Below are 19,603 nucleotides of genomic sequence, written 5' to 3' on the forward strand. Positions count from 1 at the left end.
GCTCAATCGACAGTGCGTGAGGCTGTTCATGGGGGCGCGGTTGCGGCATGACAGCCGTCACCTGCAACTCCTGACGGGCGTGGATGGGGCGCGGGATGGGCGCCGGGGAGACTGTCCGTACGCCCCCACGGTGGGGGCGGAGAGAGGAGAGAGACCGTGGATTCCCGTGATCTGACCCGCATCGCCCTGATCGCCGGTGCCGCCTACGTGGCGGGCAAGGCCATCAAGGCCGCCAAGGGCTTCGCCTGGGCCGGCTTCGGCTTCGCCTGGGTGGCGTATTGGACCGGTGGCTTCCGCTGGGTGCGCCATGTCCTCTTCTGATGCCGTTCGAGACGGAACCGAGCGCCCGCTGGAGGTCCAGCGGGCGGAGTTCGCGGCCCAGCGCGGCCTGGCGATGCCCCTGGCCGGCACGATCGCGTGGGCCGTGGTGGGGATTTCCGGGCTGTTCCTGCCCGAATCGACCCTGCTGCTGGTCCTGGTCGTCGCCACCGGCATGATCGCCTACATCGGGATGGGCCTCTCCAAGCTCACCGGCGAGGACTTCCTCGACAAGACCAAGCCGAAGAACGTGTTCCTCGGCCTGTTCTTTGTCGGCATGGCGCAGGCGCTGCTGGCGTATGCCATCGCGATCCCCTTCGGCATCGCCGATCCGTCGGCCATGCCGCTCGGCGTGGCGGTGCTCAGCGTGTCGATGTGGATGGTCTACAGCTGGATCATCGGCCACTGGATCGGCTATGCCCATGCGGCGACCCGCGTGGTCGCCGTTCTGTCGCTGCACTACGCGCTGCCCGAGCATCGCTACGTGGCGATCCCGGCGGCCGTGGTCGTGCTCTATCTGGCGGTGATGGTGGTGCAGGAACGACGCTGGCGTGCATCGCAGGTGCGCTGAGCGACCCGTGCGGGTGAGAATGGACACCCACCCGTCCCGACGTACCAGCCCATGCCAAAGAAAATCGAACGCCGCCAGTCGTCCATCCACGGCAATGGCGTGTTCGCCACCGATGCCATCGCCAAGGGCGAGCGCGTGGTGCGCTACAAGGGCGAGGTGCGCCGCCATGCCGACGTCGATGCCGAGTACGCCGGGCACGACGAGACCGGCCACACCTTCCTCTTCAGCCTCAACGACGAGTTCGTGATCGATGCGAACCGCGATGGCAACGTCGCCCGCTGGATCAACCACAGCTGCGCCCCGAACTGCGAGGCGGTGCAGGAAGAGAACGCCAAGGGCAAGAAGCACAAGGACAAGGTCTACATCCACGCCCTGCGCGACATCGCCGCGGGCGAGGAGCTGAGCTACAACTACGGCATCGTGCTCGACGAGCCCTACACGCCGGCCTTGAAGAAGCTCTGGGAATGCCGCTGCGGCTCGGCCAGGTGCACCGGCACCATGCTGCAGCCCAAGGACGAGCCGAAGCCGAAGAAGCCACGCAAGAAGGTCGAGCCGTCGAAGCCGGCACCGGCCAAGCGGTCGAAGAAGGCCGCGGCCGGGAAGTGAATCGTGGCTGACCCTGCCCCGGGCAGGGTGACTTCCGGGTGAGGCGTGCGCCCCGCGGTGCATGCACGCTCGCGGCCCCGATCCACGGAGAGGCCGCGATGGGCCGAGTTCCGACGCACGCGCCGTCCTTTGTCCGCCGATCGCGGGCGCCGCTCGCGATGGCCTTGCTGGCTGCCTTGGGGGCAACCGGCATCGAGGCGCGGACATCGATCACGCTCGACGGCCGCGTCGATGCCTCGGAGTGGGCCGACGCCCGCCACATCACCGACTTCCGCGGCGTACAGCCGCTCACCCGCGAGCCGGCCACCTTCGCCACCGAGGCTTGGGTGAAGGCCACGCCCGAGGGCTTGGCCGTCGCGTTCCGCAACCACCAGCCGGCCGGGGTGCCGCGCGTTTCCCCGCGCGGCGGCCGCGACAACGTGCCTCCCGCGGATCGCGTCAACGTCTATGTCGATTTCGATGGCGACGGCCGCAGCGGCTACAACTTCGTGGTGACGATGGCCGGCGACATCGGCGACACCACCATCGCCAACGAGAACCAGTTCAACGACGACTGGGACGGCGACTGGCAGCGGGCCACGTTGGAGGACGCCGAAGGCTGGTCGGCGGAGGTGCTGATCCCGTGGCACGTCGCGCCGATGGCGCAGGCTCGCGACGGCCAGCGCACGATCGGGCTTTCGCTGGATCGCGTGATCGGCCACAGCAACGCCCGCTACGGCTGGCCGACGGTGAGCTGGAACGAGCCGCGCTTCCTTTCTGTGCTGGAGAAGATCGAGCTGCCGGCCTTCGAGCAGTCGCTGCTGGCCATCACCCCGTACGTTTCCGGCCTGCAGGACCAGGTGGACGGCCGCTTCCGCAGCGCCGCCGGCGCCGACCTGTTCTGGAAGCCGAACGGCCGCTTCCAGCTCTCGGCCACCTTGAATCCCGATTTCGGCCAGGTCGAGAGCGACGAGCTGGTGGTGAACTTCGGCGCGACCGAGGTGTTCTTCAACGACAAGCGGCCGTTCTTCACCGAGAACCAGGCCTATTTCGACGTCGGCTTCGGCGGGCTGGGCAATGCCAACCGGCTGCTGTACACCCGTCGCGTCGGCGCCGGCGCGGACGACGGCTCGGGTGCGGGCGACGTCACGGGCGCGGTGAAGCTCAACGGCAGCGCCGGACGCATCGGCTACGGCCTGTTCGCGGCGACCGAGGACGGCCCGGCCGGGCGCGATTTCGTCGCGGCGCGCGCGAGCACGGCCGGCGACGGCTGGACCAGCGGCGCCATGCTCACCGAAGTGAAGCGGCCCTTCCTCGACCGCGTGGCGCGCGTGGCCTCGTTCGACCAGGTCTGGACGCCGCACGATGGCTTGACGGTCCGCGGTGGGCTCGCCGCCTCCGATATCGAGGATCCCACCCGCGGCGGCCGCGACAGCGGCGGCCAGCTGCGCATCGACCACGAGCTCGGGCAGGGCTGGCGCCATCAGCTGTACGCACTGCACCTCGGTAAGAACCTGCAGCTCAACGACTTCGGCTTCCTCGAGCGCAACAATTTCAACTACGCGCGCTACGAGCTCGCGAAGCGCGAGGCCGACCTTCCGGATGCCAGCCGATTCGCGTCGCACCAGACGCGCTACGCCGCCTCCAGTCGCTACAACGACCGGGGACTCCGCCTGTTCGACACCGTGGCGATCAACCGGTACAGCGAATACCGCGACGGCGGGAACCGACTCTGGGACGTGTACGTCACCGGCCCGCTCAACGACGATCTGGTGCTGCGTGGCAATGGCCATGTCCGCCTGCCGGCGCGCATCGGCCTCTACGCGGAGCGCTACTGGGCGCGGGCGCCCGGGGGGCGCTTCGAGTACTACGGCGAGCTCCGCAGTGCGAACGAAGGATTCGACGGGCGCGGCAACCTGCTGGTGGACGCGTTCGGCGAGACGACCTACCACGCCAACGACCGCCTGCGCTTCACCGCCAGCTTGCAGCTCGTCGACAACCCGGACTGGGTGATCTGGCGCGGTGGCAACGCGCTGGGCCAGTTCGCCGGCCGGCAGGCCTTCCTCTCCGCCGGCACCACCTGGCAGATCGACGCCAAGCAGGAGCTGCGTGTGCGCCTCGAAGCGATCGGCCTCGATGCCGAGGCCCGCGCCTTGTGGCGCGTGGGGCCCGATGGCGTGGCGAGCCGCACCAGTGAACCGCTTGACGACTTCGCCCTGCGCAACCTTGGCTTCCAGGTGCGTTACCGCTACCAGATCGCGCCACTCTCCGACCTCTACGTGGCCTACGTGCGCGGCGGTTCGCTGTTCCAGGAATCGCGCGACGGCTTCCGCCTCGGCGACGAGTTCGGCAGCGCCTTCGACCTGCGCGATTCGGAACAACTGCTGGTGAAGCTCAGCTACCGCTTCACGATCTGAGCCGGCGTCAGCGCCGGCTGTGCCGTCCCGGCGGCACGAGCCACCACAGCGCCAGCGACAGCCCGGCCCAGCCGAGGTAGACCGGGATCAGCACCGCCAGCGGCACGTCGACGTAGAGCGCCTCGGCGAGCAGGGTTTCCACGAAGCTGCCGCCGCTGCCCTGCTGTCCCGCCGCGCGACGCAGCTCGGCCTCCCACACCGTGAGGAAACACAGGTCGCCGAGCGCGGCTTGCAGGGCGACCACGCCCATGCCGCCGAGGTGCAGCAGGCGAAGCCCGCGATGCCGCACCCAGCGCCAGCCGCGCCACGCGCCGGCGAGGATCGCCGGCGGCATTGCGACGTTGAAGGCGACGACGGCGAGGTGCAGCGTGAGGATGGCGTCGGCCAGGGCCAGCGCCGTGGTTGGGCTGAACGCCTGGGCCATCGCGGGTCCCGCCGGAACTCAGCGCGCGGTGGCCACGGCGTGGTCGACGGCCTTCTCCGGCATCGGCACCACGCGGCCCGCCGCCACCACGAGGCGGATGCGGTCACGTTGCAGGGCGGCGAGGTCGGCGAGCGGGTCGCCTTCGACCACGACCACGTCGCCCGAGAAGCCCGGCGCCAGCTGACCCACCTCCGTTTCGAGGCCGAGCAGTTGCGCCGCGGTGCGCGTGGCCGAGACGACGACCTCCTGCGGGCTCATGCCGCCGTACTGCTGCATCAGCGGCATCTCCTCGGCATTGCGGCCGTGCTCGGAAACGCCGGAGTCGGTGCCGTAGGCGATGGGCAGGCCGGCCTGGCGCGCGGCGGCGATGTTCTTGCCGGTGGCGTCGAGGCGGATGCGGATCTTCGCCGCGACGACGGCGGTGTACAGGCCCTTCGGCAGGTTCTCGCGGTAGGCGATGGTCGGCGACAGCGTCGGCACCAGGGTCGTGCCGTTGGCCTTCATCGCGCGGATGCCGGCCTCGTCCACGTAGGTGCCGTGCTCGATCGAATCGACGCCCGCGCGCGCCGCGGCGGCCACGCCCTCGGCGCCGTGCGCGTGCGAAGCCACCTTCAGCCCGAGCTGGTGCGCGGTATCGACGATGGCCTTCATCTCGGCGTCGGTGAAGTGCTGGCCGAGGCCGCGGTTCTGCTGCGAGAGCACGCCGCCGGTCGCCGCGAACTTGATGACGTCGGCCCCGGCCCGCGACAGCGTGCGCACGACCTCGGCGCATTGCTCCGGGCCGGTGCAGGTGTTGCCGGCGTCCATCGCGCGCGTCACTTCGGGACGGAAGCCGGTGAGATCGCCGTGGCCGCCGATGATCGAGACCATCCGGCCGGCCGAGAGGATGCGCGGGCCGGGCACGTCCCCTTCGCGGATCGCGTCGCGCAGCGCGTAGCCGGCATGTCCCGGCGCGCCAAGGTCGCGCACGGTCGTGAAGCCCGCCTGCACCGTGCGCAGGGCATTCCGAACGCCGGTGATCGCGGCGCGCTCGTCGGTTTCGACGACGGCCTGCCAGAAGGGCTCGGCGGGATTGCCGGTAAGGTGTACGTGGCTGTCGATCAGGCCGGGCAGCACGGTGTGCGACGTGCCTTCGAAGCGGAACTCGCGGACGCGGCCCTGGCCTTCGGGCGTGGCCACCTCGGCATCCGCGCCGCGCAGCACCGCCTCGATGCGGTCGCCGCGGATCACCACGGTGGCCGGCGCCACGCGGCCGGTGGCCGGGTCGGCGAGCACGCGCTCGGCCCGGACGATGACGACGTCCTGCGCCGGTGAGGGGGCGGTCTGGGCGAACACGCCGGCGGACAGCAGGCAGGCCAGGAAGAGCGTCGATCGATGCCGGCAGCGCATGGAAAACCTCGTGGAGTCGGACGATGGGCCCCAGCATAGCCGCTGACCGTCCGTGGGCCCGTAGACTGCGAGGCCCCTCGCCACCGCACGACGCCCCCGGCATGCCCACCCGGCGATACACCACGTTCGTCCGCCCGGCGCGGCCATCGACAGGGGCGCCGGGATGAGCCCGCGTGCGCTGCTCCTGCATGGTGCGGGGGCTTGGGGCGGACAGTGGGCGGTCTGGCGTCGGGTGTTCGACGCCGAGGGTTGGCGGGTTGATGCGCCGGACTTCACTCCGGCGCCCGGCGGGCTCGCGGACACCCGGCTGCAGGACTACGTTGACGAAGCCGCGCGCTGGCTGGAGACGACCCCGGCGACGGCCCTCATCGGTGCCAGTCTCGGCGGGTTGGTCGCCGCTGCCGCCGCAGCGCGGGTCCCCGAGGTGATCCGCCCGCGCGCGCTCGTGCTGGTGAACCCGATGCCGCCTGCCCCGTGGGCCGACGCACTGCCGTCTTTGGATGCCGGCGGTGCGGTCGTGCCTTGGCGCTCCATGGGGCGCTTCGCAAGCACGCAGAGGGCGTTGGCTGGCGCGGGGTTCGCCGACCAGCATCTCGCCTTCCGGCATTGGCGTGACGAGAGCGCCGCGGTCCTGCGAGAAGCGCGTGCTGGCGTCGCGGTGCGCAGCACCGGGATTCCTGTGCTCGTCATCGCCAGCGATGAGGACGACGACGTCCCGCCGATGGTCTCCGAAGCTTATGCCCGCGGAATCGGCGCGAGCCTGTGCCGCCTGCCGGGCGGGCATGTGGCGCCCGTCATGGGCCGGTCTGCCGCCGCGGCGGCAGGCGTCGCTGTCGCGTGGTTGGCGTCTTCGCTGTCGGCGTCTTGAACGTGGGCTGGCCACAGGCTGAACGCCGCCTCGCCGATCCGTCCGATTAAGCCTGCATTGACCCGTGCGGCCGGAGTCTCTCGATGCGCCGCAATCCCGCGGCCCGGAGAGAACCCGATGATCCGCCGCAACGCCCTTGTAGCCGCCCTTGCTCTCGTCGCCGGCACGGCTTCGGCGCAGTACTACGACAGTCGCCGCGACGGCGGGATTCGCGGTGAGAGCGGCCCGCGTTGGGACACTGCCCGCGTGGTGAACGTCGATCCGATCCTCGCCCCGGGCGAGCCGCGCTATCGGCAGCAATGCTGGCAGGAGCCGGTGCGCTATCTCAGCCGCGGACGCGGTTACAACGACGATCACCGCTACGCCCGCCAGGCCGGCCCGGGGTCGGCCACGAGCACCGTGCTGGGCGGCATCGTCGGCGCCGCCGTTGGTCGCCAGTTCGGCGACGGCGACGGCCGCCGAGCGGCGACCGTGGCTGGCGCGCTGCTCGGCGGGGCCATCGCCAACGACCGCAGCCGCCAGCGCTACGACAATGGCTATGGCCGTGACGTAGTGCGCGAGACCGTGCGCTATGAACAGCGCTGCGAGACGATCGCCGACGGCCGGGCGGAGGACCGAGTGGTCGGCTATCGCGTCGCCTACGATTACAACGGCCTCGTCTACAGCACCGAGACGCCGTATCACCCGGGCGACACCATCCGCGTCCGCGTGGACGTGGTGCCCGAGATCTGATCGCCGGCATCCTGCCCCGATCCTCCGCCCCTCTCGACGCCCCGCCTCGCGCGGGGCGTTCCGGTTCACCAGCGCAGCGCGCCGACGACCACGGCCTGCGTGGCACCTCCCACCCAGATGCGTCCGCCTTCGCGGACCAGCGACAACCGCGCGTCGCGGCCGACTTCACGGCCTTGGCTGACGACGTAGCGGTCGCCGAGCTCGCGGGCTTGCCCGGTGGCATGCAGATAGCCGGCCAGCGCGGCGTTCGCCGCGCCTGAGGCTGGATCCTCGTAGTGGCCGTGGAAGGGCATCAGCGCGCGCACGACGAGGCCGTAGTCGGTGCCGTGGCAGCGCGCGAACACCGCGAGGCCCATGGCCTCGTCGGGCGAGGCGAGGGCGGCGATGCCGTCGAAATCCGGCGCCCAGCCGCGCACCGCGGCTTCGTCCACCAGCTCGGCGGCCCACCAGCGGCGGCCGCTGTCGATCAGCGCGGCGCCGGCGGCGGCGAGGCGATCGCCCAGCAGGGTCCTCAGGTCGGCATCGTCGCCCTTGCGGCGCGCCAGCACCTGCGTGGCCGGCGCCTGCACGAACAGGGCCTGCGTCGGCCCATCGCCTTCCACGCGCACCGGCAAGAGGCCGGCACCGCATTCCTGCACCAGCAGGCGCGTGCCGTCGGCGGCCCCACGCGGCGTGGCGAGGCCGGCAGCCAGCACCGCATGCGCGGTGCCGACGCTGGGGTGTCCGGCGAAGGCCAGTTCGCGGCGCGGCGTGAAGATGCGCACCCGGTAGCTGGCCTCGGGCGTGGTGGGCGGCAGCACGAAGGTGGTCTCGATGACGTTCGTCCACGCGGCGATGCGCTGCATGGCGTCCGTGTCGAGGCCCTCGGCGTCGAGGACGACGGCCAGCGGATTGCCGGCGCCAGCCCGCGGCGCGAACACGTCGAGATGCATGAAGCGCCGCGTCACCATGCCAGCGCCCCCTCGATGACCGTCTGCGTCAGGCCACCGATCCAGACCTCGCCGTCGGCGTCGATCTCGATCTCGACCACGCCATCGCGGCCCACTTCGCGGCCCTGCGAGCTGCGGAAGCGCGATGCCGGGAGCGCGATGTTCGCGTGAAGCCACGCGGCGATGGCGGCATTGGCGCTGCCGGTGACCGGGTCTTCCGGAATGCCGTCGGCCGGCACGAAGGCGCGGACGACGAGGGCGTAATCCGGCCCGCTGCAGCGCGCGTACACCGCCACGCCGACGCTGCCGTCCGCCCGGTTGGCCGCGGCCATCGCCTCGAGGTCCGGCGCGAGACGGCGCACGGCGGCCTCGTCGGCCAGTTCGATGCACCACCAGCGCGGGCCGTTGTCGATCAGGGCGGGCCGCACCGCGCCGCGCGGTGCGCCCTGGAGGCTGGCCAAGACCGCGCCCGCGTCCCCCGCGCGCTCGACGCCGCGCGGCGCACGCACGTGGATCACGCGCGCCGCGCCATCGCCGGTGAGGCGCAAGGGCAGCAGGCCGGCCGCGCATTCCTGTACGAGCGTGTCGCCCTCGGCTGCGGGCTTCGGCGTGGCGAAGCCGCGCGCGACGACCGCGTGCGCCGTGCCGACGCTCGGATGCCCGGCGAAGGGCAGCTCTTGCCGCGGCGTGAAGATGCGCAGGCGGTAGTCGGCCCCAGCCTGCGTTGCGGGGAGCACGAAGGTGGTCTCGGAGAGGTTGAGCCAGGCGGCGAGGGCCTGCATGGCGGCGGTGTCGAGATCGTCCGCGCCGAACACCACGCCCAAGGGGTTGCCCCGGCCCGGCTGGTCGGCGAAGACGTCGAGTTGCATGAAGTCGCGGTTCGTCATGCGCACAGTGTCCCCGCTGCCCGCGCGTGGCCACAAGCCGCGCGCTGGATCGGCGGCTCCCCTCGGCGTCTGCGGCGAGGCCACGGTATCCTTGCGGTGCCGCCCTTCCGGGCGGCATTCCTTTTCCGCTGCTTCCCCCGAACCCACGGCCTTGTGAGGTGCCAACCCCGATGAATCGCCCCGTCCCCGCGCTCGCCAATGACTGGATCGTCCTGAAGTTCGGGGGCACCAGCGTGTCGAAAAAATCGCGCTGGGACACGATCGGGAAACTGATGCGCCGCCGCGCCGACGAGGAGGGCGCGCGCGTGCTGGTGGTGGTGTCGGCCCTCTCGGGCGTGACGAATGCGCTGCAGGCCATGATCGATGGGCATCAGGACATGCCCGGCCTTCATGCCCAGGCCGAGGCCCTCGTCGAGCGCCATGCCGCCTTTGCCACCGAGCTCGGCATCGATGTCGAGGCCGTGCTGGGCGCGCGTTTCGCCGCCCTGCGCGCGCTGGCGGCCGATCCGCGCGCGGCGTCGGCCGACTTGGCGTGGCAGGCCGAGGTGCTGGCCCAGGGCGAGTTGCTGAGTTCGACGCTGGGCGTGGCTTACCTGCGCACGCAGGGCATGGCGCTGGAATGGTGGGACGCGCGCGATTCGATGCGCGCCATCGAGCAGCCCAACGCCAGCGCGTGGGCGCAGCGGCTCTCGGTGTCCTGCGACTTCATGGACCCGGTGGCGCGGGAGCGGCTGGTGGCCAAACCCGAGCGCTTCGCGATCACGCAAGGCTTCATCGCCCGCCACCGCGATGGCGGCACCGCGATCCTCGGCCGCGGCGGCTCCGACACCTCGGCCGCGTACTTCGGCGCCCTGCTGAAGGCGCGCCGCGTCGAGATCTGGACCGACGTGCCCGGCATGTTCAGCGCCAACCCGCGGCAGGTGCCCGACGCGCGCCTGCTCTCGCGGCTGGACTTCGCCGAGGCGCAGGAGATCGCGACCACCGGCGCCAAGGTGCTCCACCCGCGCTGCCTGACGCCCTGCCGCGAGGCCGGCGTGCCGATGTGGATCCGCGACACCGAGAACCCCGACCTCGCCGGGACCGTCATCGACGGGCAGGCGGCGACGGTGGCGGGCGTCAAGGCGATCAGCGCGCGGCGCGGCATCGTGCTGGTGTCGATGGAGACCATCGGCATGTGGCAGCAGGTGGGTTTCCTCGCGGAAGTCTTCGGCTGCTTCAAGGCGCACGGCCTGTCGGTCGACCTGATCGGCTCGTCGGAGACCAACGTCACGGTCTCGCTCGACCCGAGCGACAACCTGGTCAGCAGCAACGTGCTGGAAGCGCTGTGCCGCGACCTCGAGCGCTTCTGCCGGGTGAAGGTGATCGCGCCCTGCGCGTCGATCACGCTGGTGGGCCGCGGGATGCGCTCGCGCCTGCACCGGCTCACCGAGGTGCTGGCCACCTTCGGCCGCGAGCGCGTGCACCTGATCTCGCAGAGCTCCAACGACCTGAACCTCACCTTCGTTGTCGACGAGGCGCTGGCCGAGGGCCTGCTGCCGACGCTGCACGGCCTGCTGATCGCCTCCAACGCGATGCCGGTCGACGAGACGGCGGTGTTCGGCCCGAGCTGGCGCGAGCTGGGTTCGCCGCGCCCGCCCCGCGCGACGTGGTGGCAGGCCGACCGTACCCGGTTGATCGCGATCGCGGAGCGCGCCGCGCCGGCCTACGCCTACCACCTGCCGACCGTGCGCGAGCGCGCCCGGCAGCTGAAGGCCTTGGCAGCGGTCGATCGCGCGCACTACGCGCTCAAGGCCAACCCGCACCCGGCCATCCTCAAGGCGCTGGAGGCCGAGGGCCTCGGCTTCGAGTGCGTGTCGCTGGCCGAGGTGGAACACGTGGTGGCGACCCTGCCCGGGCTTGATCCCAGGCGCGTGCTGTTCACGCCGAGCTTCGCGCCGCGCGTCGAGTTCGAGAAGGCGTTCGCCCTCGGCGTGCACGTGACGCTCGACAACGCCGCGCTGCTGGCCGAGTGGCCGGAGGTGTTCCGCGGCCGCGAGTTCACCCTCCGCGTCGATCCGGGCTTCGGCTCGGGCCACCACGACAAGGTGAAGACCGGCGGCAAGGAGGCGAAGTTCGGCCTGCCGCTGGACGAGGCGCCGGCCGCCGCCGTCGCCGCCAAGGCGCTCGGTGCTCGCATCAGTGGCCTGCATGCGCACATCGGCAGCGGCATCTTCGACGCCAACCACTGGCGCGAGGTGTATGCGCGGCTGGCCTCGGTGGCCGACGCCATCGGCACCGTCGAACGCATCGACGTCGGTGGCGGCATCGGCATCCCCTACCAGCCCGAGAGCGAGCCCTTCGACCTCGCGGCTTTCGGCGCGATGCTGGCCGAGATGAAGGCGGTGTTCCCGCAGTACGCGCTGTGGATCGAGCCTGGCCGTTTTCTCGTCGCCGAGGCCGGCGTGCTGCTCACCCGCGTCACCTCGACCATGCACAAGCAGGGCGTGCGTCGCGTGGGCTTGGATGCCGGCATGAACGCGCTCCTGCGCCCGGCGCTCTACAACGCCTGGCACGGCATCGTGAACCTCACGCGGCTCGAGGACCCGCCCGGCGAGCCCGCCGAGGTCGTCGGCCCCATCTGCGAAACCGGCGACGTGCTCGGCCGCCGCCGCCGCCTGCCGGACGCCACCGCCGAGGGCGACGTGGTGCTGGTCGCCGACGCCGGCGCCTACGGCATGGTGATGGCCAGCCGCTACAACCTGCGCGCGCTGCCCGGCGAGGAGATCCTGGAATGAGCTGGACCTTCGATCGCGCGGCCATCCGCGCCTTCCATTTCACCTCGAAACGCTTTGACGCGGCCACGGGCGAGATCGCGCTCGGCTACGCCTTCGTCAACCACGACGGCACGGCCAGCGCCGAACTGGTCGAGCGCATCACCGTGCCCGGCGCTCCGTTCACCGCGGTGCAGCCCGGTTCGGCGGATTTCGACGCAGCCAAAGCGGCGGCGGTCGACGCCGCGCTGCGCCTGCTGCACCTCGTCGCCGGCGTCAGCTACTACAAAGCCGCGGCGCCTTCGGTGGTCGAATGCGCCGACGGCCCGCTCGATGCGTCCACGGCGACTTTCATCGCCAGCGTCTACGAGAACGGCCTCGGTGAATTCGCCTACCGCAACGGCCTCGACCTGCGCGGCCACCTGCAGTGGCCGGCGGGCGGCGCGGCGCGGCCCGTCGCGCCCGCGCTGGGGCTCGAGGCGCCCGGCGCCTTCGGTCGCCGCGCGCTGGTCGCCATCGGCGGCGGCAAGGACTCGCTGGTCTCCATCGAAGCCCTGCGCGCCCTCGGGGCGTCGCCGACCGTGACCTGGATCGGCAGCTCGCCGCTGATCCGGGCCTGCGCCGAGCGCACCGGCCTGCCCACGCTCAATATCACCCGCGCGCTGGCGCCGGAGCTGTTCGCCTTCAACCGCGAAGGCGCGTTGAACGGCCACATCCCGGTGACGGCGGTGAACTCGGCGATCCTCGTGCTCGCCGCCCTGCTCACCGGCCACGGCAGCGTGGTGTTCTCCAACGAGCACTCGGCGAGCTACGGCAGCCTGATCCCCGGCACCGGCGAGGTGAACCACCAGTGGTCGAAGGGCTGGGCCTTCGAGCGTGATTTCGCCGCGATCGTCCGCGCCCAGGTGGCGGCGGACTTCGACTACGTCTCGCTGCTGCGGCCGTTCTCCGAGCTGGCCGTGGCGCGGCAGTTCGCGCGGCTCGAGCGCTACGACGCGCATTTTTCCAGCTGCAACCGCAACTTCCATTTGCTGGGCGAGAAGCCCACGCAGCGCTGGTGCGGCGCCTGCCCGAAGTGCCATTTCGTCTTCCTGGCGCTGGCGCCGTTCATGCCGAAGCCGCGCCTGCTCGGCATCTTCGGCCGCAACCTGCTCGACGACGCCTCGCTGGCCGTCGAGTACGACGCCCTGCTCGAGATCGACGGCCACAAGCCCTTCGAATGCGTGGGCGAGGGGCGCGAATCGCGCGCGGCGATGGCCGCGCTCGCCGCCAGCCCGGCCTGGCGCGAGGATGCCCTCGTCGCCCGCTTCGCCGCGTCGCAGCAGCCGGTCCTCGATCCGGCTACCCTGCGCCTCGAACCGCTGCTCGGCCCGCAGGGCGAGCACGGTCTGGGGAAGGCGAGGATGGAGGCGCTCGGTGCGCATTTCGGAGCTTGATGGCAAGAGGGGCGCGATCTGGGGCTACGGCCGCGAGGGCCGTGCCGCGCTCGCGGCGCTGCGCTGGCGCCTGCCGGGCCGGCCGCTGACGGTCTTCTGCAAGGACGACGAGGTCGCCGAGCTCGAGGCGCAGGAAGACCCGACCCTGGTGATCCGCACCGACGTCGGTGCGGCCGAACTGTCGGCCTTCGACGTCGTGATCAAGTCGCCGGGCATCAGCGCGTACGCGTCGCCCAAGATCGATGCCGAGCTCAACGGGGTCCGCTTCACCAGCGGCACGGCGATCTGGTTCGCGGAGAACGCCGGTGCGCACACCGTCTGCGTCACCGGCACCAAGGGCAAGAGCACGGTCACGGCCCTGGTCGCCTTCCTGCTGCGCGCCGCCGGCGAGCGCACCGCGCTGGCCGGCAACATCGGGCTGCCGCTGCTGGAGCTCCTCGACGTGCAGCCGCCGCCGGACGCCTGGGCCATCGAGCTGTCCAGCTACCAGACCGGCGACGCGCGGCGCCCGGCCGTCGCGGTGGTGCTCAACCTGTTCCCCGAACACCTCGACTGGCACGGGTCCGAGGCCCGCTATTTCGCCGACAAGTTGAAGCTCGTGACGGAAGCGCAACCCGGCATCGCCCTGCTCAACGCCGCCGATGCGCGGCTGCGCGACGTCGGCACGGCGCTGGCCGCGCGGGGCCAGCGCGTGCAGTGGTTCAACACCGACGACGGCTGGCACGTGCGTGACCGCTGGATCATGCGCGGTGGCCGGGCCGTGATCGACGTGAAGTTCCTGCCGTTGCCGGGCCGCCACAACTGGGTGAACCTCTGTGCCGCCATGGCCGCCGTCGAGGCGCTGGGCATCGATCCGGTGCCTCTGGCGGAGCGCGTCGCCGAGTTCCAGCCCCTGCCGCACCGCTTGCAGCGCATCGCCGAGAAGGACGGCCTCGTCTACGTCAACGATTCGATCAGCACGACGCCGATGGCCTCGATCGCGGCCCTCGACTGGTACCCCGGCAAGGGCACCGCGATCCTCGTGGGCGGCTACGACCGTGGGTTGGACTGGGGCGTGTTCGCCGAACGCGTCGCCGCCGATGCCCCGGGTGCCATCATCACCATGGGCCAGAACGGCCCCGCGATCTTCGAGCGCCTGAAGGCCATCGCCACGGCGACGAAGTTCGTGCTGCGCGAATCCACCTCGATGGAAGAGGCCGTGCGCTTCGCGCAGGAGGCGCTGGGCACCAAGGGCACGATCCTGCTCTCGCCGGGAGCGCCGAGCTTCCCGCGTTACCGCGACTACGCCGAGCGCGGCAAGCACTTCGCGCAGGCCGCGGGCTTCGACGGTACGCAGATCAGCGCGATCCCGGGGCTCGGGGTACGCTGAGCGGCGACCACGCCGTGGTCACGACGCGGCCGGTGCATCGGCCTACACTCGCGCCGTCTTCCCTTGGAGCCCCGTCATGCGCCTTGCCCCGCGTCTTGCCGCCCTCGCCGTCGCCTCGGCGGCCGCCTTCGCCTCGATCGCCTCCGCCGCGCCGACCACGAAGCCCGTGAGCTGGACCGTCGGCGACACCACGTTCGACGGCGTCCTCGTCTATGACGACGCCAACGCCACGCCGCGCCCAGGCCTGCTGATGGTGCCGAACTGGTACGGCGTCACCGAGTCGGCCGTGGAGAAGGCGAAGACGATCGCCGGCGACGACTATGTGATCCTCCTGGTCGACATGTACGGCCGCGGCGTTCGCCCGGCCAATCCGCAGGAGGCCGGCCAGGCCGCAGGGGCCGTGTACGCCGACCGCGCGCAGATGCGCGAGCGCATCAACACCGCGTTGGCCACCTTGCGCGCCACCGAGGGCGCGCCGCTGGCCAAGGACGACATCGGCGCCATCGGGTTCTGTTTCGGCGGCGCGACCGTGATCGAGCTGGCGCGCAGCGGTGCGGAGCTCGCCGGCGTGGCCAGCTTCCATGGAGCGCTCAGCACCAGCGCCCCGGCGACGGCCGGCGCGGTGAAGACGCCGCTGCTGGTCATGAATGGCGCGGACGACGCTTTCGTGCCGGCCGAGGAGATCGCCGGCTTCGAGAAAGAGATGCGCGAGGCGGGTGCCGACTGGCAGTTCGTCAACTTCGGCGGCGCCGTGCACTGCTTCGCCGAGCCCGACGAGGACGGCAGCGTCATCCCGGGCTGCAAGTACCACGAGCCCAGCTACCGCCGCTCGATGGCGATGATGCGCGGCTTCTTCGACGAGCGTTTCGCCGCCGAGTGATCGGCGGCCGGCCCGCGGCGCGCCTCAGTGGGCGCGCTGCAGGGCGTAATGGGCCAGTCCGGCGAGCGCGGCCTTGGCCTCGGAATCCGGCAGGGCGCCGAGCGCGGTGATTGCCGCATCCGCATAGTCCTGCGCGACGGCGCGGCTGTAGTCGAGGCTGCCGCAGGCTTCGATGGCCGCCATGACGTCGCCGAATCCCGAGGCGTCGCCGTCGAGGACGATCTGCTTGAGCCGCGCCTGCACTTCGGGCGAGCTGTGGACCATGGCGTGGATCAGCGGCAGTGTGGCCTTGCCTTCCGCGAGGTCGTCGCCGACGTTCTTGCCCAGCGTCGCGGAATCGCCGGCGTAGTCGAGCACGTCGTCGGCGATCTGGAAGGCGTAGCCGAGCGCCATCCCGTAGTCGAAGAGGGCTTTTTCGCCGGCGGCCCCAAGGCCCGCGAGATGCCCGCCGAGCTGCGTGGCCGCCGCGAACAACACGGCCGTCTTGCGCTCGATGACGCGCAGGTAGGCGGCCTCGTCGGTGTCCGGATTGCGCACGTGCAGCAGCTGCAGCACTTCGCCTTCGGCGATCCGGTTGGTGGTGTCGGCAAGCACCTTCTGGATCGTCATCGATTCCAGCTCGACCATCAGCTGGAAGGCGCGCGAATACAGGAAGTCGCCGACCAGCACGCTGGCGGCGTTGCCGAAAGCCGCATTGGCCGTGGCCCGGCCGCGGCGCAGGTCGGATTCGTCGACCACGTCGTCGTGCAGCAGGGTGGCGGTGTGGATGAACTCGACCACGGCGGCGAGCTGGTGGTGGGCCTCGCCGAGATAGCCTGCTGCGCGGGCCGCCAGCACCGTCAGCATGGGTCGGAGGCGCTTGCCGCCCGCGCCGATGATGTACTCCGCCACCTGGTTGACCAGCGCGACGTCCGAGGCCAGCCGCCGGCGGATGAGGGCGTCGACGGCGGCCATGTCGCTCGCGGCCAGGGCCTGGACGGCGGGAAAGGGCAGGGCGGGCGCGGAGTCGACGGCGGCGTGCATGCCAGAATTATAGGCCGCAGGCCATGGCGAAGACGTGTTCGGACGCTCGCAGGGGCCGTCGGCCGACGCCGGGTGGGTGGGGGCTGTCATACTCTGCCCCCTGTTTCGACATTCAGCGGCCGGAGGACCCCATGGCGCGCGGCATCAACAAAGTCATTCTCGTTGGCAACCTCGGCAACGACCCGGAAGTGCGCTACAGCCAGAGCGGCTCGGCCCTGACGACCATCAGCGTGGCCACCTCCGAGAGCTGGAAGGACAAGGACGGCAACATGCAGGAACGCACCGAGTGGCACCGGGTGAAGTTCTTCGGCCGCCTCGCGGAAATCGCCGGCGAGTACCTGAAGAAGGGCCGCCAGGTGTACATCGAGGGCCGCCTGCGCACCGAGAAGTACACCGACAAGGCCGGCGTCGAGAAGTACAGCACCGACATCATCGCCGACGAGATGCAGATGCTCGGTGGCAACCCGGGCATGGGCGGCGAAGGCGGCGGCGAACGCGCCGAGCGCCCGGCCCGTTCGGGCGGTGGTTATGGCGGAGCGCGTGGCGCGGGCGGCGGCAGTCCCGGTGGCTATGGCGGCGCGCGCGGCGGCGGCTCCGGTGGTGGCGGCTACGGCAACCGCGCCGGCGGCAGCGCGCCGCCGGCACAGAGCAACGATCCGTTCCCGGATGACGATATTCCGTTCTGAGCAGGCGCTGCCGGCCGCGATGCTGTGCGCCCGAATCGTCCTGACGAACCGAAAGAGGCCCGCGATGCGGGCCTCTTTGCGTTTTCCGGCCCTGGGTTCTTGCGGCGAGGTGGGCGCCGGGAGCATGGGGGCTGGGCCATGCGTCCGGCGCCGTGTTGCTGGTCGGACGACTGCCTTGCCCTCGTCGCGGACGCGTGAGTCCGGAGTGGGTGCCGTGTGAGGCTCGGGGCCTCGCGTTATCCTTGACCCTCTCGATCCGGAGGCCGACCCGCCCATGCGCCTGACCACCCTCGCCCTGTCGCTGGCCTTCATCGGCCCGGCCATTGCCGTCGAGCCCGCGGCGAATCCCCGTGGCTTCACGGCGAAGGACCTCGTGATGCTCGACCGCGTGTCGGCGCCGCAGTTCTCGCCGGACGGCGACAGGATTCTCTACGCACTGCGTGAGACGAATTGGGAGGCCGACCGCGGCGTCGGCTCGCTGTGGGTGACCGATGCCTCGGGCGGTCGCGGAACCCGCCTGACGCCGGCCGAATTGCCGGCTTCGGCGGGCACATGGGCGCCCGACGGCGCCTTCGTCTATTTCCTGAGTGCGAAATCCGGCTCCATGCAGGTCTGGCGCGTGCCGGCTGGCGGCGGCGGCGCGACCCAGGTGACCGACTATCCGCTCGACGTCGGCAGTTTCCGCCTTGCCCCGGACGGCCAAGCGGTGGCGCTGTCCTTCGAGGTGTTCGCCGACTGCGCCACGTTGGCCTGCACTGCGGAGCGCCACGCCGTCCACGCCAGCGACAAGCGGACCGGCGTGCAGTACGACCGGATTTTCGTCCGCCACTGGGACACCTGGAAGGACGGTACCCGCTCGCAGCTCTTCCTCGCGTCGATCGGCGCCGACGGCAAGGCCGCAGGCGAGCCGCGCCTGCTCACCAAGGGCATCGACGGCGACGTGCCCGGCAAGCCTTTCGGCGACCAGAGTGACTACGTGTTCTCGCCGGACGGGTCGACGCTGGTCTTCAGCGTCCGTATCGCCGGCAAGAGCGAACCGTGGTCGACCAACTTCGACTTGTTCGAGGTCCCGGTGGACGGCAGCGCCGCGCCCAAGAACCTCACCGATGCGAACGACGCCACCGACACCAATCCGGTTTTCTCGGCCGACGGCAAGACCCTGTTCTGGCGCGCCATGAAGCGCCCGGGCTTCGAAGCCGACCGCTACGGGCTGATGGCGATGGATCGCGCCAGTGGTGCGACGCGCGAGATCGCCGCGGACTGGGATCGCAGCTTCGACACCCTCGTGCCGGGCGACGACGGCCGCACGATGTACACCGCCACGCTCGACACCGGAACGCACCCGGTGTTCGAGGTGAACCTCGCCAGCGGCGCGGTGCGCAAGGTCGTGCAGGGCGGCAACATCGGCGCATTCGACATCGACGGCGACCGCATCGTCTTCACCCGCGACACCATCGCCCAGCCGGCCGACCTCTACCTCGGCGCGATCCGCGCCCGGATCGCCGAGCGGCGCCTCACCAACGTCAACGCGGAGCGCTTGAGCGGCATCCGCATGGGCGAGTACGAGCAGTTCAGCTTCAAGGGCTGGAATGACGCCACCGTGCACGGCTACGTCATCAAGCCGTGGAACGCCGAGCCCGGCAGGAAGGCTCCGGTGGCTTTCCTGATCCACGGCGGCCCGCAGGGCAGCTTCCACAACCAGTGGCACTACCGCTGGAACGCCCAGACCTACGCCGGCATGGGCTTCGCGGTGTTGATGATCGATTTCCATGGCAGCACCGGCTACGGCCAGGCCTTCACCGATGCCATCTCCGAAGACTGGGGCGGCAAGCCGTTGGTCGACCTGCAGAAGGGCTGGGCCGCCGCGCTCGCGAAGTACGATTTCCTCGACGGCGAGCGTGCGTGTGCGCTGGGCGGCAGCTACGGCGGCTACATGGTCAACTGGATCGCCGGCAACTGGAACGAGCCCTGGGATTGCTTCGTGAACCATGCCGGTGTCTTCGACCTGCGTTCCATGGCCTACTCGACGGAAGAACTCTGGTTCACCGAATGGGAGAACGGCGGCGTGCCGTGGGAGAACGCCGAGGCCATGGAGAAGCACAACCCGGTGAACTTCGTGCAGAACTGGCGCGTGCCGATGCTGGTCATCCACGGCCAGAAGGATTATCGCGTCCTCGTCGAGCAGGGCCTGGCGACCTTTGGTGCATTGCAGCGTCGCGGAATCGAGTCGGAACTGCTCTACTTTCCTGACGAGAACCACTGGATCCTGCGGCCGCACAACAGCGTGCAGTGGCATGAGGCGGTGAACGCTTGGTTGCAGGAGCACACGGGGCGCTAGA

The 19,603-nt window shown here is 70.8% G+C and carries 16 protein-coding genes and 1 pseudogene; 12 read left to right on the forward strand and 5 right to left on the reverse strand.

Going from position 1 to position 19,603, the window contains the following annotated elements:
• Nucleotides 1-156 precede the first annotated feature (156 nt).
• The 4 genes and pseudogenes from ACYVAK_RS05340 (at nucleotide 157) to ACYVAK_RS05355 (ending at nucleotide 3,891) form a co-directional block, all read left to right on the forward strand.
• The gene (locus ACYVAK_RS05340) at nucleotides 157-321 is read left to right on the forward strand and encodes a hypothetical protein (RefSeq protein ID WP_461058761.1); all 165 of its coding nucleotides are present in this window, start codon (nucleotides 157-159) and stop codon (nucleotides 319-321) included.
• Nucleotides 308-889, forward strand: coding sequence for a DUF7010 family protein (locus tag ACYVAK_RS05345; protein WP_461058763.1), 582 nt, complete (start codon nucleotides 308-310; stop codon nucleotides 887-889). The genes ACYVAK_RS05340 and ACYVAK_RS05345 overlap by 14 nt, the downstream gene beginning before the upstream one ends.
• Nucleotides 890-940: 51 nt before the next feature.
• Nucleotides 941-1,402: pseudogene (locus ACYVAK_RS05350) on the forward strand (SET domain-containing protein); the annotation flags it as partial.
• Nucleotides 1,403-1,593: 191 nt separating this feature from the next.
• Entirely contained in the window at nucleotides 1,594-3,891 is a 2,298-nt protein-coding gene (locus tag ACYVAK_RS05355) for a DUF5916 domain-containing protein (protein ID WP_461058765.1), read from the forward strand.
• Nucleotides 3,892-3,898: 7 nt separating this feature from the next.
• Here the strand turns inward: ACYVAK_RS05355 and ACYVAK_RS05360 are convergent, their stop codons facing one another.
• Nucleotides 3,899-4,315 (reverse strand): DUF2784 domain-containing protein, encoded by a 417-nt coding sequence (locus ACYVAK_RS05360; RefSeq protein ID WP_461058767.1) that lies wholly within the window; start codon nucleotides 4,313-4,315, stop codon nucleotides 3,899-3,901.
• Nucleotides 4,316-4,333: 18 nt separating this feature from the next.
• A complete protein-coding gene (locus tag ACYVAK_RS05365) occupies nucleotides 4,334-5,704 on the reverse strand; it encodes a metal-dependent hydrolase family protein (protein ID WP_461058769.1) in 1,371 nt (456 codons plus the stop codon).
• 163 nt (nucleotides 5,705-5,867) lie between these two features.
• Between ACYVAK_RS05365 and ACYVAK_RS05370 the strand changes: the two genes are divergently transcribed.
• Together ACYVAK_RS05370 and ACYVAK_RS05375 are read left to right on the forward strand one after the other, a co-directional pair.
• On the forward strand, nucleotides 5,868-6,572 hold the full coding sequence (locus tag ACYVAK_RS05370; protein WP_461058771.1) for an alpha/beta fold hydrolase: 705 nt from the start codon (nucleotides 5,868-5,870) through the stop codon (nucleotides 6,570-6,572).
• 117 nt (nucleotides 6,573-6,689) lie between these two features.
• Nucleotides 6,690-7,304 carry a glycine zipper 2TM domain-containing protein gene (locus tag ACYVAK_RS05375; protein ID WP_461058773.1) on the forward strand — a complete coding sequence of 205 codons (615 nt, stop codon included), beginning with the start codon at nucleotides 6,690-6,692 and terminating at the stop codon, nucleotides 7,302-7,304.
• A gap of 65 nt (nucleotides 7,305-7,369) precedes the next feature.
• Here the strand turns inward: ACYVAK_RS05375 and ACYVAK_RS05380 are convergent, their stop codons facing one another.
• On the reverse strand, nucleotides 7,370-8,254 hold the full coding sequence (locus ACYVAK_RS05380; protein ID WP_461058775.1) for a PhzF family phenazine biosynthesis protein: 885 nt from the start codon (nucleotides 8,252-8,254) through the stop codon (nucleotides 7,370-7,372).
• Complete coding sequence (locus ACYVAK_RS05385; RefSeq protein WP_461058777.1) at nucleotides 8,248-9,120, reverse strand: PhzF family phenazine biosynthesis protein; 873 nt, start codon at nucleotides 9,118-9,120, stop codon at nucleotides 8,248-8,250. The genes ACYVAK_RS05380 and ACYVAK_RS05385 overlap by 7 nt, the downstream gene beginning before the upstream one ends.
• A gap of 170 nt (nucleotides 9,121-9,290) precedes the next feature.
• Here ACYVAK_RS05385 and ACYVAK_RS05390 point away from each other — a divergent pair, with 170 nt between their 5' ends.
• The 4 genes from ACYVAK_RS05390 to ACYVAK_RS05405 all read left to right on the forward strand — a co-directional run bounded on the left by ACYVAK_RS05390 (nucleotide 9,291) and on the right by ACYVAK_RS05405 (nucleotide 15,555).
• Nucleotides 9,291-11,894 (forward strand): bifunctional aspartate kinase/diaminopimelate decarboxylase, encoded by a 2,604-nt coding sequence (locus tag ACYVAK_RS05390; protein ID WP_461058779.1) that lies wholly within the window; start codon nucleotides 9,291-9,293, stop codon nucleotides 11,892-11,894.
• A complete protein-coding gene (gene murL, locus ACYVAK_RS05395; protein WP_461058781.1) occupies nucleotides 11,891-13,306 on the forward strand; it encodes a UDP-N-acetyl-alpha-D-muramoyl-L-alanyl-L-glutamate epimerase in 1,416 nt (471 codons plus the stop codon). The genes ACYVAK_RS05390 and murL overlap by 4 nt, the downstream gene beginning before the upstream one ends.
• Entirely contained in the window at nucleotides 13,287-14,675 is a 1,389-nt protein-coding gene (murD, locus tag ACYVAK_RS05400) for a UDP-N-acetylmuramoyl-L-alanine--D-glutamate ligase (protein ID WP_461058783.1), read from the forward strand. The genes murL and murD overlap by 20 nt, the downstream gene beginning before the upstream one ends.
• 76 nt (nucleotides 14,676-14,751) lie before the next feature.
• The gene (locus ACYVAK_RS05405) at nucleotides 14,752-15,555 is read left to right on the forward strand and encodes a dienelactone hydrolase family protein (protein WP_461058784.1); all 804 of its coding nucleotides are present in this window, start codon (nucleotides 14,752-14,754) and stop codon (nucleotides 15,553-15,555) included.
• Between the two features lie 24 nt (nucleotides 15,556-15,579).
• Here the strand turns inward: ACYVAK_RS05405 and ACYVAK_RS05410 are convergent, their stop codons facing one another.
• Nucleotides 15,580-16,578: a polyprenyl synthetase family protein gene (locus ACYVAK_RS05410; protein WP_461058786.1), complete on the reverse strand. Its 999-nt coding sequence runs from the start codon at nucleotides 16,576-16,578 to the stop codon at nucleotides 15,580-15,582.
• A gap of 131 nt (nucleotides 16,579-16,709) precedes the next feature.
• Between ACYVAK_RS05410 and ssb the strand changes: the two genes are divergently transcribed.
• A complete protein-coding gene (gene ssb / locus ACYVAK_RS05415) occupies nucleotides 16,710-17,264 on the forward strand; it encodes a single-stranded DNA-binding protein (RefSeq protein WP_461058788.1) in 555 nt (184 codons plus the stop codon).
• Between the two features lie 274 nt (nucleotides 17,265-17,538).
• Nucleotides 17,539-19,602, forward strand: coding sequence for a dipeptidyl-peptidase 5 (locus tag ACYVAK_RS05420; protein WP_461058790.1), 2,064 nt, complete (start codon nucleotides 17,539-17,541; stop codon nucleotides 19,600-19,602).
• Nucleotide 19,603 lies beyond the last annotated feature (1 nt).

Source organism: Silanimonas algicola (genome assembly GCF_054777375.1).